This window comes from Sinomonas atrocyanea (assembly GCF_030812675.1).
Lineage (GTDB): Bacteria > Actinomycetota > Actinomycetes > Actinomycetales > Micrococcaceae > Sinomonas > Sinomonas atrocyanea_B.
In genome coordinates, this window is record NZ_JAUSTE010000001.1 from 641,565 (window position 1) to 656,935 (window position 15,371).

General features: G+C 67.9%; 11 protein-coding genes and 1 pseudogene. 6 read left to right on the forward strand and 6 right to left on the reverse strand.

The window, feature by feature from the left end; all coding sequences use genetic code 11:
• The first annotated feature begins 7 nt into the window (after positions 1-7).
• Positions 8-403, forward strand: coding sequence for a large conductance mechanosensitive channel protein MscL (gene mscL, locus J2W20_RS02955; protein WP_307004425.1), 396 nt, complete (start codon positions 8-10; stop codon positions 401-403).
• Between the two features lie 69 nt (positions 404-472).
• Here the strand turns inward: mscL and J2W20_RS02960 are convergent, their stop codons facing one another.
• Complete coding sequence (locus J2W20_RS02960; RefSeq protein ID WP_307004426.1) at positions 473-1,549, reverse strand: methyltransferase; 1,077 nt, start codon at positions 1,547-1,549, stop codon at positions 473-475.
• A 782-nt stretch (positions 1,550-2,331) separates the two neighbouring features.
• Here J2W20_RS02960 and J2W20_RS02965 point away from each other — a divergent pair.
• A complete protein-coding gene (locus J2W20_RS02965; RefSeq protein ID WP_307004427.1) occupies positions 2,332-3,762 on the forward strand; it encodes a hypothetical protein in 1,431 nt (476 codons plus the stop codon).
• Between the two features lie 136 nt (positions 3,763-3,898).
• Here J2W20_RS02965 and istA read toward each other — a convergent pair.
• The 3 genes and pseudogenes from istA to glmM form a co-directional block, all read right to left on the reverse strand.
• Positions 3,899-4,508 (reverse strand): annotated as a pseudogene (istA, locus tag J2W20_RS02970) (IS21 family transposase); the annotation flags it as partial.
• Positions 4,509-5,228: 720 nt separating this feature from the next.
• Positions 5,229-6,152 (reverse strand): glycosyltransferase family 87 protein, encoded by a 924-nt coding sequence (locus J2W20_RS02975; protein ID WP_307004429.1) that lies wholly within the window; start codon positions 6,150-6,152, stop codon positions 5,229-5,231.
• Positions 6,153-6,194: 42 nt separating this feature from the next.
• Positions 6,195-7,544 carry a phosphoglucosamine mutase gene (gene glmM, locus J2W20_RS02980; protein WP_307004430.1) on the reverse strand — a complete coding sequence of 450 codons (1,350 nt, stop codon included), beginning with the start codon at positions 7,542-7,544 and terminating at the stop codon, positions 6,195-6,197.
• A gap of 105 nt (positions 7,545-7,649) precedes the next feature.
• Between glmM and J2W20_RS02985 the strand changes: the two genes are divergently transcribed.
• A complete protein-coding gene (locus tag J2W20_RS02985) occupies positions 7,650-8,930 on the forward strand; it encodes an AMP-binding protein (protein ID WP_307004432.1) in 1,281 nt (426 codons plus the stop codon).
• Positions 8,899-9,054 (forward strand): hypothetical protein, encoded by a 156-nt coding sequence (locus J2W20_RS02990; protein WP_307004434.1) that lies wholly within the window; start codon positions 8,899-8,901, stop codon positions 9,052-9,054. Before J2W20_RS02985 ends, J2W20_RS02990 begins: the two co-directional genes overlap by 32 nt.
• A gap of 74 nt (positions 9,055-9,128) precedes the next feature.
• On the opposite strand, the gene J2W20_RS02995 is transcribed toward J2W20_RS02990, so the two are convergent.
• Positions 9,129-11,465, reverse strand: a complete 2,337-nt coding sequence (locus J2W20_RS02995; protein WP_307004436.1) for a chromosome segregation ATPase — start codon at positions 11,463-11,465, stop codon at positions 9,129-9,131.
• Between the two features lie 229 nt (positions 11,466-11,694).
• Here J2W20_RS02995 and J2W20_RS03000 point away from each other — a divergent pair, with 229 nt between their 5' ends.
• Together J2W20_RS03000 and J2W20_RS03005 are read left to right on the forward strand one after the other, a co-directional pair.
• On the forward strand, positions 11,695-12,936 hold the full coding sequence (locus J2W20_RS03000; protein WP_307004438.1) for a bifunctional glycosyltransferase family 2/GtrA family protein: 1,242 nt from the start codon (positions 11,695-11,697) through the stop codon (positions 12,934-12,936).
• On the forward strand, positions 12,933-14,897 hold the full coding sequence (locus J2W20_RS03005; protein ID WP_307004440.1) for an ArnT family glycosyltransferase: 1,965 nt from the start codon (positions 12,933-12,935) through the stop codon (positions 14,895-14,897). The genes J2W20_RS03000 and J2W20_RS03005 overlap by 4 nt, the downstream gene beginning before the upstream one ends.
• Here J2W20_RS03005 and rpsI read toward each other — a convergent pair.
• Positions 14,857-15,357 (reverse strand): 30S ribosomal protein S9, encoded by a 501-nt coding sequence (rpsI, locus tag J2W20_RS03010; RefSeq protein WP_307004443.1) that lies wholly within the window; start codon positions 15,355-15,357, stop codon positions 14,857-14,859. The two genes, J2W20_RS03005 and rpsI, sit on opposite strands and share 41 nt — an antisense overlap.
• Between the last annotated feature and the right edge of the window lie 14 nt (positions 15,358-15,371).

The window sequence follows — 15,371 nt, forward strand, 5'->3', positions numbered from 1 at the left end:
GGTCCCCATGCTCAGTGGATTCAGAACCTTCATCATGAAGGGCAACGTCATTGACCTTGCCGTCGCCGTGATCATGGGCGCCGCGTTCGGCGGGGTGGTGGATGCCCTCGTCAAGAGCGTCCTCATGCCCGCCATCTCGGTGCTGATCGGCCAGCACGACTTCAACAACTTCCTCGTGGTCGGCCCGGTGAAGTTCGGGGTCCTGCTGACAGCGATCGTGAACTTCCTGCTCATCGCGGCGTCGATCTACTTCGTGATCATCGTCCCGATGAACAAGATGATCGAGCACCGCAACCGCAAGCTCGGCATCAAGGAGAAGTCGGCGGAGACGCCGGTCGACCCGCAGATCGCCCTCCTCACGGAGATCCGAGACGCCCTCAAGTCGCCCGAGCGCGAGCTCTGACCCGGTTCTCCCCGCGCGCGACGCCGGCCCCTCACCTCGCGGAGGTGGGGGGCCGGCGTCGTCCTCGCCTCAGGGGACCACGAGCTCGACGATCCCGTAGGCGCCCGTGTCCAGGACCCGCCCCGGCCGGAAGCCCGCCGCGTCCCCGAGCGCGAGGTGCTCGGCCGCGGAACGCTGGCGGCCCTCGGTCTGGGCGAGCATCATGACGTCCGAGATCGAGACGGGGAACTCGGCGGTGTTGGGCTCCTGGAGCCACTCGAGGACCAGCACCCGGGCGCCGGGGCCGGCGGCCGCCCGGACGGTGCGCAGGATCTGCTCGCACTGGGCGTCGTCCCAGTCGTGGAGCACGTCCTTGAGCAGGTACACGTCCGCGGCCGCCACGAAGCCGGCGAAGATGTCCCCCTCGACCGTGCGCACCCGGCCGCCCACGCCCCGGCCGGCGAGGTACTCCCGCGACGCGGCGAGGGGACCCGCCAGGTCCACCAGCACGCCGTCGAGCGCGGGACGGGCGGCGAGGACCGAGGCGAGCATGGCGCCCACGCCTCCGCCCACGTCGCACACCGTCCCCCGCTCTGGCCACGGGTAGGCGGCGACGATCAGCGGGGCCGCGAGGAGGGTGAGCTCGTGCATGGTGCGGGCGAAGCCGGCCTCCTCGTCCGGGTGCTCGGCGAGGTGGTCCCAGAGGCTCTTGCCCGCGGCGGCATTGAAGGCCGGCCTCCCGTCGGCCAGGGTCTCGGGCAGGCGGAGCCAGCCGGCCAGCACGGCGTCCGAGGTCGCGTACCGCACCCAGCCGGCCATCGACCGCGGGTGCTCCTCGAGCAGGAGCCTGCCGGTGGCGGTGAGGGCGAACGCGCCGCGGCGATCCAGGGTGACGAGGCCGTAGACGGCGAGGCCGCGGAGGATCCGGTGGGCGGTGTCGGCGTGCAGGCCGAGCTCGTGGGCCACCTGCGCGGCGGTGCGGCGTCCCGCGGCGAGGGGCTCGACGAGCCGGGTGCGGACGGCCGCCCGCATGAGCGCGATGGCCGCGACTCCCCCGGAGACCTCGAGGAAGCGCGCCTGCGGTGGCTGGAGGGCGGCGCCGGCCCGGGTGAGGGCCCTGCTGAGGCGCTGGACGGCCCGGACGGCGGCAGGCGGGGGCGTGCGCATGAGGCGAGCGTACCTTGCTGCCCACCTTTGGCTCGTAGCCCCTAGACGAGGACGACGTCGTGATTCCTGCTGGGGGCGAACCCCGGATCACAACGTGCGAGCGGTGAAGCGGCACCGTCGTCGAGCGATAGACGCGGTATGGCGAGAAGGGCCGCTAATGGCGAGACTCCGCCGAACACCGGGGACGCCAGCAACAGAGCCGGAGCAAGCAGCCATGAAGCGTTGGTCCGTGCTCCGAAGACCACGAGGACCGCCGCGAGGACGGCCCGCACCGCATAGCTGATCGGGCCGTCAGTGGCTCGGCCACGACTAGTGACCAGGCATGCGAACCGAGCGTTCCATGCGCCGGGGTCAGTCGCATAACCCACCAGCACAACGAGGAGGGTGGCTCCGATACCGAGGAGCCGGGCACGCCAGTCCCTCCTCTGGCTATGTCAACCCGAACGAGGACCAGGGTGACGGCTTGATTCGGGACCAGTCCGGGGTGCTGTGCCGGTGACTGGGATGTTGCGCTCGTCGTGCGCTCACCGTGCATCTCATCGCGCCGGGCAAACGCTCCTCCGATCCGCCCGAGCCTGTCACGAACAGTGGGGCGTGCGGCAGGGCGCGTTGGTCGGCCGCCGATAGTGAAGGCTTCGGGCTGGTCGCAGAAGGTTGAATCCGACCATCTAGTGCTACGCAAGACGTGCCACTTATCCCCGCGACCGACACGCGGGTCCCGACGAAAGGCGAAGAGCCGTCAATCCAAGCGGCCGGAGTGTCCGCTGTGGTATAGCTAGCTCATGGGGGATGAAGGGAGGGAACTTGTTGGACAAGGCAGCCACGCTGCCTTTCACCCAAGGACGAAGGCGCGGAAAAAGTTCTGGATTCTGACATGGTTGGCATTCCTACCCTTCGTCTTGATTCGGTCCGAGAATCTAGCCGAATCCGATACGTTCTGGGAGGTTCGCACAGGGCTCTTTACGGTCTCCCAAGGCCGAATTCCCTCTGTCGATCCGTTCTCGTGGACCGTCAGTGGAAAACCATGGACCCTAAACTCTTGGGCGTTCGACGTCATCCTGGGCTTGTTCTACGATGCAGCCGGCTTGGTCGGCGTTGCTCTTGTATGCGCATGTCTTATCGCCGGAATCGGCGCACTGGTGCTGGTTCTCGCCCGGCAGCTCGGAGCATCCCCGGTGGCGTCCGGGTGGATGCTCGTGATCGGGGCGCCCTTATTGACACTATTCCTGTCGGCGCGGCCCCAGCTTGTTGACTACATCGCTGTTCTGGCACTCGTGGTGGTCCTACGGCGACTTGTAGAGGCGCGTCAGCGGACTCCGCGGCTGCTCGCTATCGCCATCATTACTGTGCTGTGGGTCAACTTGCACGCAGGAGCTTTGCTAGGTGTGGCCATAGTAGCTGCCAGTGGCCTTTTGGTCTTCTTGAGGCGAGGCACGCGTGGGCGTGCCGGCTGGCTTCTGGCTGCACTATTGATAACAGCGGTCTGCTCACTTCTGAATCCTTACGGCACGGGGCTGCTCACCCAGACGCTCCAAGTTAGGCGTGAATCGGCCGTCATAGCCGAATGGCAGCCATTCAACCCGGCCGACCCCCTACAGCTCATCATGTTCACCCTCGGTCTTCTTGGCCTCGGCACAGCGGCACGACGCGGGGATCCGGTCTTCACGGCCGCCATAGGGGTCGCAGCTGGCGGATCTGTGGCTGCAATGCGCATCCTTCCCGTCCTCGTCTTGCTCGCGTTGCCGGTCTTGGCGGCTCTTGCATCCCACGAGGTGGTTCTGCGCTACCTTGCTAGTCGTCGTCGCATGTTTGCCCAAGCTGCCGCCGGCATCTTCGTGGTCGCAGGGGGGCTGGCAGTTTTCAATCTTCCTTTCTTTGGTCGCCCGGATCCGACGCATTTCCCTAGCTCATCCATTAGGGTCATTCCCGCTGGATGCAAGCTGTTCAATGATTATCAGCTTGGCGGACTGGTGATCTTGGAGAGGCCCGATGTGCTGGTATCCATTGATTCGCGAAACGACCTGTATGGCGCAGATCGGGTTGCACAATCCTTGCGTACAGTTGACGCTCAAGGCGATCTGAACAAAGGGCTGGCCGGTGCAGACTGCGTCTTGGTTCCTCCGACGACAGGCCTGGCCCGCTGGCTACACACAAGTCCCGATTGGGATCTCAAGTCCTCCGAAACGACAGCAGAATTGTTCGTCCGCCGTTGATTCTCGAACTCGCGTTCGAGAAGCTCTCTACATTTCTGCGGAATTTTCTCTGCTGGACCGAGCGTCGGGCCGCTGGCTGAGCGACTCACGGCCTCGCGGAGCGCCGCGGACGGGTCGATCGCGACGGATCAGGTGGCGAGTCGTGGCGGATGTTCCGGGCCGGGACGCCGCCGAACTCCTCGAACGCCCCGATGGCCCTCGAGGAAGGCCTCCTGTGCCTGCGAGAGGCAGATCCGGTGCACGGCGCGACCGCTGTGGCTTAGGCGCATGACGAACATGTGACACTTCGTCTTCACCCCGCCCAGCACCACCCAGAGCTCGCCGAAGTCCACCTCGGCCTCCGCCCCCAGGGCGTGCTCCTGCGGGACGAACACCTCCACCCTCCTCCCCGCGGCGAGATCGATCTGCGCCCGGCGGAGGCGGACGTAGTCCCGCACCGTCGAATACGACAGGTCCCTGGCCCCGTACTCGTCGGCGAGCCGGGCCAGGATCCTCGTGGCGGTATGCCGCTGCTTCCTCGGCGCCTCGAGGTCCTCGCGGAGCATCGCGTCGATCGCGTCCTTGAACGGGCCAAGCGTGGACGAAGCCCGCACCGGGGTCTTCCGCGGCGGTGGCTCCGCGCGCGAGAGGGCCGTGCGGACCGTGTCCCGGCCCACCCCGTGCCGACGGGCCAGGGCCCGGATACCGAGGCCCTCGACCCGGACATCCCGCCGGATCCGGGCGAACAGCTCCACACGACTTCCCATCCGAACCACCTCACGTAGGCAAACCCCTCGGGCATCCCACCGTCAAAGGTGGTCCTGAATCAAACCGTCACAACACGCCGGTCCGCAGGCAGGTGGTCCTGAATCAAGCCGTCACACCGGTCCTGAATCAAGCTGCATAGTCACTCCTCGCGAAAGGCCAGAGGAGCCCCACCCCGCTGGCCACCTTGACCAGAGCTGCAAAAGACCACAGGGCAGGCATTCGCGCGGGGAGGACCAGAACGACGGCGAGGAAGAGATAGATGTTGCCGACAAGCATCTCGTGCAACGCAAAGAGGGACTACGGCGCGGACCACTTGACGGGGAGAGGCCACAGGAGCCAGAACAGCGCAATGGCTTGGAAGAGCATCCACAGAAGACGGAAGGCCGGCCACGGTAGCAGCCCGAGAGGCTTGACCAAGGCGACGAAGGCCGGTGAGTAGAGGTAGGCATCCGCTTCGCCGGGCATCCTGCTGTAGTCGAGCGGCCCTTGAGCGGCCAGCCAGTATGCGTGCGAGTCAATGCCCACCGGCAGGCGCCCCGTTAGGAAGTAACCGAACCCGTAAAGGAGTGACAGGCTCAGAGGCCAGATCAGGATGGTCGCGGCGCCATCCGCGAGTGCCTGGTGATCCGCGAAATCGCTGAAGGCGCCCTATCGTTGGCTGAGCCGGACACCACCATTACCCATATGTTTCCCCAAACCAGTAGATGCCGGAGCTCGAGCTAGACCAAGTTCGGCTGCGGCGTCGGCTCCTGCGTTGATTCGGCCACGTGCGGTGCCAGTGGAGCGGCAGCGCCATCAGCCATCAGCAGTCTTGGAATCATCAGGAAGAGCGCGAGCGGCCCCATCCCTGCGAGGACCGGCGTGGCCAAGAACATCGCGGGGGCGAGTAGGAACGACCAGTTGAGCCGCGCTCCCAGGACCACGAGCCCCACAGCGAGGAGGGTGCGAATGACGTAGTTCGTTGTGCTGTCCGGGGTTCCACTACGGTGCGAGAGGAGAAACTCGAACCAGGCGTTCCACGCCCCGGGATCGATAGCGTAACCCGCAACGAAGATCGCCACGGTCGTACCCGCCCCAACGCCAAAGGACTTCCAGTCGCCCCGAGCCAGCGGCCACAGCAGCCCAACCCCCGTGGCGACCTTGGTGAGCGCCCCGAATGCCCACACTCCGGGCGCCCGCGCCGCTACTACGGCAGCAGCGGCCAAGAAGAGGAAGATATTGCTTCCGATCAGCTCCGGGATGGCTGCGACAAACAGCGGTATTGCCCACGTTGGCCTGAGGGGGCGGAGGAGCCAGAAGAGCACAGCGGACTCCAGCAGGATCCAGAGAACCTCGAAGACCGGCCACGGAAGCACTCCAAGCGGCCTGATGGCGGAGAGGAAGGCGGGTGAGTAGAGATACGCGTCGATCTCGCCCGGAACCCTCGTGTAGCTCAGCGGCCCCTGCAGTGCTAGCCAGTATGCGTGGGAATCCGTTCCCACCGGCTGCCGCTCCTCGACTAGGAAACGATAGACCGGGAAGAGGGTTGCCAAGCCCATGGGCCAGATGAGGAACCCGGCCATACGTCCGATGACCGGGTACTGCGCAGCGTACTCACTGAACGGGCCGAATCGGTGCCCCCGGTCGGGCGCAGTAAAGGCCATGAGATCCCCCATCCATCTCGAGGCCACGCCTCGCTTTCATCGCTAGGCGAGGGCCAACTGACTTTGTACCACGGCGGCGAGGCGCGCGGCGATGGCCTGGGCGGTCTCCTCGTCGGCGGCCTCGACCATGACCCGGACCACGGGCTCGGTGCCCGAGGGGCGCAGGAGCACGCGGCCGGTCTCCCCGAGCTGGGCCTCGGCGTCGGCCACGGCGGCCGCCACGCCCGGGTCCGCGGAGACGCGGGCCTTGTCCACGCCCTTGACGTTGATGAGGACCTGCGGGAGGCGGGTCATCACGGCCGAGAGCTCCTTGAGCGTCTTGCCCGTCCGCGCCACCTGGGCCGCGATCTGCAGGCCCGTGAGCACGCCGTCGCCGGTGGTCGCGAAGTCGGAGAAGATCACGTGCCCGGACTGCTCGCCGCCGAGCGAGTAGCCGCCGGCGCGCATCTCCTCGAGCACGTAGCGGTCCCCCACGGCGGTCTCGCGGATGGTGATGCCCGCCTCGCGCAGGGCGATCTTGAGGCCGAGGTTGCTCATCACGGTGGCAACGAGCACGTCGTCGCGGAGCTTGCCGGCGTCCTTGAGGGCGAGGCCGAGGATGGCCATGATCTGGTCGCCGTCCACCACGGTGCCCTCGTGGTCCACGGCGAGGCAGCGGTCGGCGTCGCCGTCGTGGGCCACGCCCAGGTCGGCGCCGTGCTCCACGACCGCGGCCTGGAGCTTCTCGAGGTGGGTGGAGCCCACGCCCTCGTTGATGTTGAGCCCGTCCGGGTCGGCGCCGATCACCACGACCTCGGCGCCGGCGTCCTTGAACACCTGCGGCGAGCAGCCGGATGCGGCGCCGTTGGCGCAGTCGAGCACCACGGTGAGCCCGTCGAGGCGGTGGGGGAGGGTGGTGAGCAGGTGGACGATGTAGCGGTCCTCCGCGTCGGAGAAGCGCTGGATGCGGCCCACGCCGGGGCCGGTGGGGCGGTGCGGCTCGCTGGCGAGGAGCGCCTCGATCTGGTCCTCGACCTCGTCGGGGAGCTTCTGGCCGCCGCGGGCGAAGAACTTGATGCCGTTGTCCGGGGCCGGGTTGTGGCTCGCGGAGATCATCACGCCGAAGTCGGCGCCGAGGTCCGCCACGAGGTAGGCGGCGGCGGGGGTCGGGAGGACGCCGGCGTCGTACACGTCCACGCCCGCGCTCGCGAGGCCGGCCTCGACGGCCGCACCGAGGAACTCGCCGGAGGCTCGGGGATCGCGGGCGACGACGGCGCGCGGCCGGGTGCCGTCCGGCACCTGCTGGTGGCCGAGGACGACGGCGGCCGCCTGGGAGAGCTTGAGGGCGAGCTCGGCGTCGAGGAGGCCATTGGCCAGCCCGCGCACGCCGTCAGTACCGAAGAGCCTAGTCACCCGCCCTAGTTTACTGGGCGCGGGAAACCCGATGGTCGGGCGGAGCCGGAACCCTCACTCCAACCGGCCCTATCGCGCGCCATGTGCCCCGCCCACAATGGCCTCATGCGCAGATCTGCCCGCCTGACCGCGTTCGGGGTCCTGCGGGACGCGCGGCGGGCGCTTCGGGGCGGGCGCGCCGCCGTCGAGGCGCGGCAGCGGGAGCGCCTCGCGGCCCTGCTGCAGCACGCCCGCGCCCACTCGGCCTTCTACGCGGAGCTGTACGCCGGGCTCCCGCAGCACCCCGATCTGGGGTCGCTGCCGCCGGTGACCAAGGCCCAGCTGATGGGCCACTTCGACGCGTGGGTGACCGATCCCGAGGTCACCAAGGACGCGCTCCTGCGCTTCACCGCGCGGCAGGACACGATCGGGACCGACTTCCTGGGCCGCTACGTCGTCTTCACCACCTCGGGCTCGACCGGCGAGCCGACGCTCCTCGTGCAGGATGCCCGCGCCCTGGCCGTCATGAATGGACTGGCCTACGGCCGGCCGCCGTACATCAGCCGGCAGGTGCTGCTCCGCATGCTGGCCAAGGGGATCCGCGGGGCCGCGGTCTTCGCCTCCGGCGGCCACTTCCTCACCGCCGTCATGTACACGCGCCGGATTCGCTCGGTGCCGCTCCGGCGCCGGTACGTGCGCTTCTTCTCCGTGCTGGAGCCGGTCGCGCAGCTGGTCGAGGAGCTGAACGCCTACCGGCCGGCGATGCTCGAGTCGTACGCGAGCGGGCTGGAGGTGCTGGCCGAGGAGCAGGCCGCGGGGCGGCTGCGCGTCGCCCCGGCCCTCGTGGCCTGCGGCGGAGAGCAGCTGCTGCCGGCCGTGCGCCGTCGGATCGAGGAGGTGTTCGGCTGCCCGCTGCTCGAGCTGTACAGCGCCTCGGAGGCGAGCCCTCTCGCCCTCCCCTGCCGCTACGGCGAGCAGCACGTGAACGCGGACTGGTTCATCCTCGAGCCGATCGACAGCGCCGGCAGGCCCGTGCCCGGGGGGGGCGCTCTCGCACTCGGTGCTGCTGACCAACCTGGCCAACTTCGTCCAGCCGATCATCCGCTACGAGCTCGGCGACTCCGTGCGCCTCGGTGCGCAGCAGTGCCGCTGCGGGAGCCCCCTGCCCACCGTCCGCATCGAGGGCCGCACCGACGAGGTCCTCCGGTTCGAGGGACCCGCGGGCACCGTGGCCCTGCTGCCCATGGCCCTGGGCACGGTCGTGGAGGAGACCCCCGGCGTGCACCGGTTCCAGGTGCTGCAGACGGGTCCGGACGCCCTGGCCGTCCGCGTCGAGGTCCTGCCCGGGCACGAGCAGCACTCGGTGGAGGCGGAGGTGCTTGCGCGACTGCGCTCCCACCTCGATGACCAGGGACTCCCGGGCGTCGGCGTGGCGCTCGATCCCGAGCCGATCCGCCTGAATCCCAAGGGCGGGAAGCTGCGCCACGTGCTCCACGCGCCGGCCGCGCCGCCGGCTGTGGACGCGACGTAGCCCCGGCATGCGGCGGCGGGAGGGGCCTGAGGCGCCCTCCCGCCGTCGTGCGTCACGCCCCGCCGGGCCCAGCGTCAGGCGAGGCAGCCGCCGTTGGCGATGGTCCCGTCGATCGAGGCGATCTGGGACTGGACGGCCGCGAGCTGCGACTGGAGGCCGGCCACCACGGTCTTCTGGAGGGCGATCGCGCCGGCCTTGCTGCCCTTCTGGGATTGGAGGTCCCGCAGGGTCGCCTGCGCCGCCGTGACCTGGGAGTCCAGGCTGACGGACTGCTGCTGGAGGGATGCGATCTGCTGCTCCGTGTCCGAGATCTGCTGGTTCAGCCCGTCCAGCTGGGTCAGGAGCGGGGCCACCTGGCTCTGCAGGGTCAGCACGCCCTGCTCGGCGGTGGCGATCCGCGCGTTCAGGTCCTTGAGCTGGGCCACGAGCGCGTCGCTGGCCGCGTTGAGCTGGGCGAGCTCGCTCTGCTTCGAGGCCACGGCCGCGTTGGCTTGGTCCACCGCAGCCTGGAGCGCCGGAAGCTGGCCCTGCAGCGTGGCGAGCTCGGCCTGCTTGTCAGTCACGGCCTGCTGTGCCGCTGCCAGGGCGTGGTTGGCGGCGGCCAGGTCGGACTGCTTCTGCGTGAGCACGCCCTGCTGCGCCGCGAGGTCCGTCAGGGCCGCGTCCCGGTTCTCGATCAGGCCCGGCAGCGCCGCCTCCAGGTTCGCGACCACCGTGGCTTGCGCGTCCACCGCGGCCTGCGCGGCGGCCGCGGCGTCCTGAAGCGTCCCCAGGTCCGTCTCGAGGCCCGCGAGCTCGGTCTGCTTCGACGCCACGGCCGCGTTCGCGGAGTCGAGGGAGGACTGCAGGGCGGGGAGCTGGCCCTGGAGGGTGGCGAGATCGGCCTGCTTGGAGGCCACCGCGGTGTTCGCGGAATCGAGGGCTGCCTGGAGCGGAGCGGCCTGCTGCTGGAGGGCGCTGCTGTTCTGCTGGGCCGTGAGCAGCTGGGAGTTGAGCGTGGAGACGTTCGCCTGCAGGGTGGCGAGGTCCCCCTGGAGCACCGCGATCTGGCCGCTGGTGGTGGTGATCTGGTTGTTCAGGCTGGCCAGCTGGGTCTGATCCTTGGCGAGCTGTGCCTGCGCGTCCAGCTTCTTCTTGGCATTGGAGGTCGACGGGTAGGAGTCGATGATGGCCTGCTGGGCGGCGATGTCGCTCTGCAGCTGGGTCTTCTGCTGCTGCAGGGAGGCGAGGGTGGCCTGGGCCGCGCTGAGCTCGGCCTGCTTGGCGGTCACCGCCTGCTGGGCGGCCGCGAGCTGGGTCTGGAGGTTCGCGATCGATGCCTGCGCATCGGCGATGGCCTTGGTGTTGGCGGCGACGGCGTCCGCAGCCCGCTGCGCGGCGGCCTGCAGCGCGGCGAGGTCCGTCTGGGCCTGCGCGATCTGGGACTTCTTGCCGGCGAGTGCGTCCGCGGCCTGCTGCGCGGTGGCCTGCAGCGAGGTCAGGTCCGTCTGGGCCTGGGCGATCTCGGCCTTCTTGGCGTCCACGGCGGCCGCTGCGTCGGCGGCGGCCTTCTGCTTCGCCGCGAGGTCCGCCTTGGCGTCTGAGACGGCCTGGAGCTGCGCGTCGAGCGTCGCCTGGGCCGTGTCCGCGACGCCCTGGAGCCGCGTCAGTTCGGCCTGGGCGGCCGCGACGGCCTGTTGGGCGGCCGTCACGTTCGAGGCTGCGGTCTGCGCCGCCGCCTCCAGGTCCGCGAGCTCGCCCGTCGCGGTATCGATCTGGGTCTGCTTCGCGGCGAGGGCTGAGGCGGCGTCGTCGGCGGTCTTCTGCAGGGCCGCGAGCTCGGTGTTCGCGACGGTGATCTCGGCGTTCTTGGCGTCGAGCGCGGACTGCGTGGTGCTGGCCTGGGTCTTCAGGTCGGCGGCTGCCGCCTGGGCCGTGGTGAGCTGCTCCTGCAGGGGTGCCAGCTGGGCCGTCACGTCGGCCTGCTGGGACTGGAGCGCCGCGAGGGCAGAGGTGGCCTTGTCGATCTGCTGCTGCGTGCTGCTCTGCTGGGCCGTGAGCGAGTCGAGGTTCGCCTGGGCGGTCTGGATCTGGCCGTCGAGCGCTGCGAGCTCGTCGTCAGCCTGCTTGATGGTCGCGTTCAGGCCGGCCATCTCGGTGGTGAGCGCGTCCGCCTGGCTCTGCAGCGTCGCCTTCTGCGTTTGGAGCGCCGCGATGGCGTCCGCGTTGCGCTTGGTGGCCGCCTTGAGGAGGTTCTCCTGGACGGTGCCGCGGTGCGCGAGCTGATTGACGACGCCGTTGCAGATCCCCGGCGTTTCAGCCGGCGGCGCGGCCTCGGCCGGCAGGCCCACGGCCACGAGGGCGCAGGTGATGCCCGGGACGAGGACGGCGGCCGAGAGGGCGCGCAGGCGAGACGTGGTTGGTCGGTTCATGGTGCGATGGCGCACGATGATTACCCCCTTCATCGTGATGTCAGGGGCATCCTTGCCCCCATGACGACGCTATCGAGGAAGTGCGACCTCGGCACCACTTGTCTTTCGGGGTCGAGTACTCAATGTGGCCTCGGTGCGGTACTTGGAAACTACGTAGTCAAGAAAACGGCTACGTGAATTCATCGGTCTGGGTAGAGACGACCACTGGAGCAGACTTAATCTGCTTCGCATGGAATTCGCTCACGGGGGACCGGAAATCGACGTTGTCATTCCGGTGTACAATGAAGAAATTTCTCTTGCCTCCTCAGTTAGGAAACTTGCGGCCTACCTGACAGCGGAGGTGCGTGCCACGTGGCAGATCACGATCGCCGACAACGCGAGCACCGATGGAACCCGGCTCATTGGAGAGTCCCTGGCTGCGGAGCTCGAAGACGTCACCTACATGAGGCTCGAGCAGAAGGGCCGCGGCCGCGCGCTCAAGCAAGCATGGCTGGCGTCGGACGCGGACGTCGTGGTGTACCTCGACGTCGACCTCTCCACGGACCTCGCAGCGCTACCACCGCTCATCGCCCCGCTCCTCTCGGGCCACTCCGACGTTTCGATCGGCACCCGACTCGACCGGACCTCCCGCGTGGTGCGTGGCCCCAAGCGCGAGTTCATCTCCCGCACCTACAACACGATGCTCCGCAGTAGCCTGGGCGTCCAATTCTCGGACGCCCAGTGCGGATTCAAGGCCATGCGCAGGGACGCCGCCCGAGCGCTCCTGCCGCACGTCGAAGATACAGGGTGGTTCTTCGACACAGAGCTCCTGGTCCTAGCTGAGCGTGCTGGCCTCCGGATCTATGAGGTCCCCGTAGACTGGACCGATGACGCGTCCAGCACCGTCAACATCTTGCAGACGGCAGTGGATGACGTGCGTGGGATCATCCGGGTCGCCACGTCGCTTGCTTTTCACCGGCTTCCACTTGCCGCGGTCTACGCAGAGCTGGGCCGCCGCCCTCTCCAGCCGCCGCGTGCCCGGTCGTTCTTCGGACACGCTCTCAGGTTCGCCGCCGTGGGTATCGTTTCGACGATCGCCTACGCCATGCTGTACCTCATGCTGCAGCCTGCTTTCGGTGCCCAATTAGCCAACTTCGGCGCGCTCCTCCTCACCGCTGTGCTCAACACCGCCGCCAACCGCCGCTTCACGTTCGGCATCCGGGGCCATAAGGACTACACGCTCCACCAGGTCCAAGGCCTGATCGTGTTCGGTCTCGCATGGGGCCTGACATCGTCGTCGCTGCTGATCCTCCACGGCTTCGCGACGGCACCCGGCCCGACCGCTGAGCTCGCAACCCTCACGTCGGCGAACGCGTTGGCCACCCTTCTGCGCTTCGCGCTGCTGAAGTACTGGGTCTTCCGCGCTCACAAGACCGTGCGGAGTCCCATTCGCAAGCATGTCCTCGGAGCTCGCGCACTGGATTCAGTGTGAGTGCGCTGAGCACGCTGGCAGCCAGCCTCAAGGCGCCGCGAGCCGTAGTGCGCAGTAGGTGGGAGACCGCCGCGCTCCTTGGTGGAACTGCGGTGCTGTACCTGTGGAACCTCAGCATCAACGGATGGGCCAACGCGTTCTACTCGGCTGCCGCCTTCGCGGGCGCGGACAATCTCACTGCATTCTTCTTCGGCTCCTCTGACCCCTCCAACGGGATTTCGGTCGACAAGCCGCCGCTCGCCCTCTGGGTCATGAGCCTGAGCGTGAAGATCTTCGGATTGAACCCGTGGAGCATTCTCGTGCCTCAGGCCCTCATGGGAGTCGCTACCGTCTGGCTCGTCTACAGGATGGCCGCTCAGCACCTCGGGCACCGCTGGGGTCTTCTCGCTGGCGCGCTGATGGCACTCATGCCTGTCTCCACCGCCGTGTTCCGCTACAACAACCCGGACGCATTGCTGACGCTGCTCATGACCTCGGCTGCCGCTGCCACCCTGGCAGCTATCAGAACTCAGCGTCAGAGGCTCCTTGGCCTTGCTGGCGTGATGATCGGCGCGGGGTTTCTCACTAAGCAGCTCCAAGTGGCACTTGTGGCACCGGCTTTGCTCACGGCCGTACTGTGGCTAGGGCCTTGGTCTCTTCGTATCAGGCTGCGCGGGGTCTTCATAGCTCTCGGCGCCGCGGTAGCGACGGCGGGCAGCTGGCTCGCCGTCGCTACCCTGACGCCCCCGAGCTCGCGTCCGTTCATCGGGGGGACCCGGAACAACAGCTTCTGGGAGCTCACGCTGGGCTACAACGGCATGGACCGTCTCACAGGCCTTGACGCGGAGCGCACACAGCTGGGCAGCTTTTCTGGTTCAGGGGAGGCACTTCCTGCTGGGCCCATTCGATTTATCTACCCTCAGCTGGCTGCACAGGTCCTCTGGGTGCTCCCGCTGGCAGTCGCGGGTGTGGTCATGGCAGTCATGCTATGGAGGAGGGCGAGCCTGCGCGAGCGGAACTTCCTCATCATCAACGTGCTGTGGTTCATCTGCTCAAGCGCTGTACTCGCGTCCATGTCCGGCATCATGCACCCTTACTACGCCCTAAGCGTCGTCCCATCGGCGGCGTGTTTGGGGGCGACTGCCTTGAAACACCTGATTGAGCTACGGAGGCGCGGGCTCTTCCGCGTCCTGCTTGGAGTCTCGTTGGCGGCCACTCTGATCTTCGACGATGCCAATGCTCTCCGCGCATCCGAGACGTTCCCGTGGTACTCGATAGCCACACTGCTAGTGGGCTCGCTTGCGATCGCTTGGGCCGTCCTTCCGCCCATCCGTGCCTTTGCTCCCGCGGGTGTGACGATGTGCCTCTGCCTGGTCCTCTTGGGCCCGCTCCTGTGGTCCGCGAGCACGGTTGCCAGTGCGCACGAAGGTGCGGCGCTTGCGGGCGGCCCGCCGCTCAACGGCTATAGGACCGACGATCCTGCCGATCCCCTGATGCATGGAAACACCACACCAGTGTTCGCCGCAACCATCTTTGGGGACGGGGTCGAGCCGGATGCAGTGCGCGATCTCAGGCTCGTGCCCGAAGGTAAGAGATGGCCGGGCGCCACCATCGGATCTGCTAGTGCGGCCCGGTATCAACTCGCAACCCAGCGAAGCGTCCTCGCAATCGGTGGGTTTGACGGAACCGACCCGTTCCCGACCCTCCGCGACTTTCAGAGCAAAGTGGAAGCTGGTCAGGTCGGCCTGCTCATCGTTGGCAACGTTCCACCGGCTGCGAGCCTCGGCCAAGGCGAGTCCGCGAAGATCCTCGCCTGGGTGAAGACAGCGTACCGTTGCGAACCCGCAGGGCATGCCTGCGTCTACCACCTCCAGCCTCCCCACAAACAAAACGACGAGGCCCGCCCCACTGTAGTGGGACGGGCCGCCGGAAGGGCTGGGATCAGCGCTTCGAGTACTGCGGAGCGCGGCGGGCCTTCTTGAGACCGGCCTTCTTGCGCTCGACCACGCGGGCATCGCGGGTCAGGAAGCCGGCCTTCTTCAGGGCCGGACGGTTGTTCTCGACGTCGATCTCGTTGAGCGCGCGCGAGACACCGAGGCGGACAGCGCCGGCCTGGCCGGAGGGGCCACCACCGTGGATGCGGACGATCACGTCGTAGGCACCCTCGAGGTCGAGGAGCTTGAACGGGTCGTTCACCTCCTGCTGGTGCAGCTTGTTCGGGAAGTAGTTCTCGAGCGTGCGGCCGTTGATGGTCCACTGGCCGGAGCCGGGGACGACGCGGACGCGGGCCACGGCCTCCTTGCGGCGGCCGACGGCCGCACCGGCGACAGTGAGGGCCGGGCGCTCGCGCTGGGCGGTCTCGGCCGCGGCCGGGGCGCTCTCGGAGGTGTAGCTGGTGAGGTTCTCCTCAGCCGCGGTGTTCAGCTCTTCGTTCTGAGCCACAGTGTTCTCCTTGA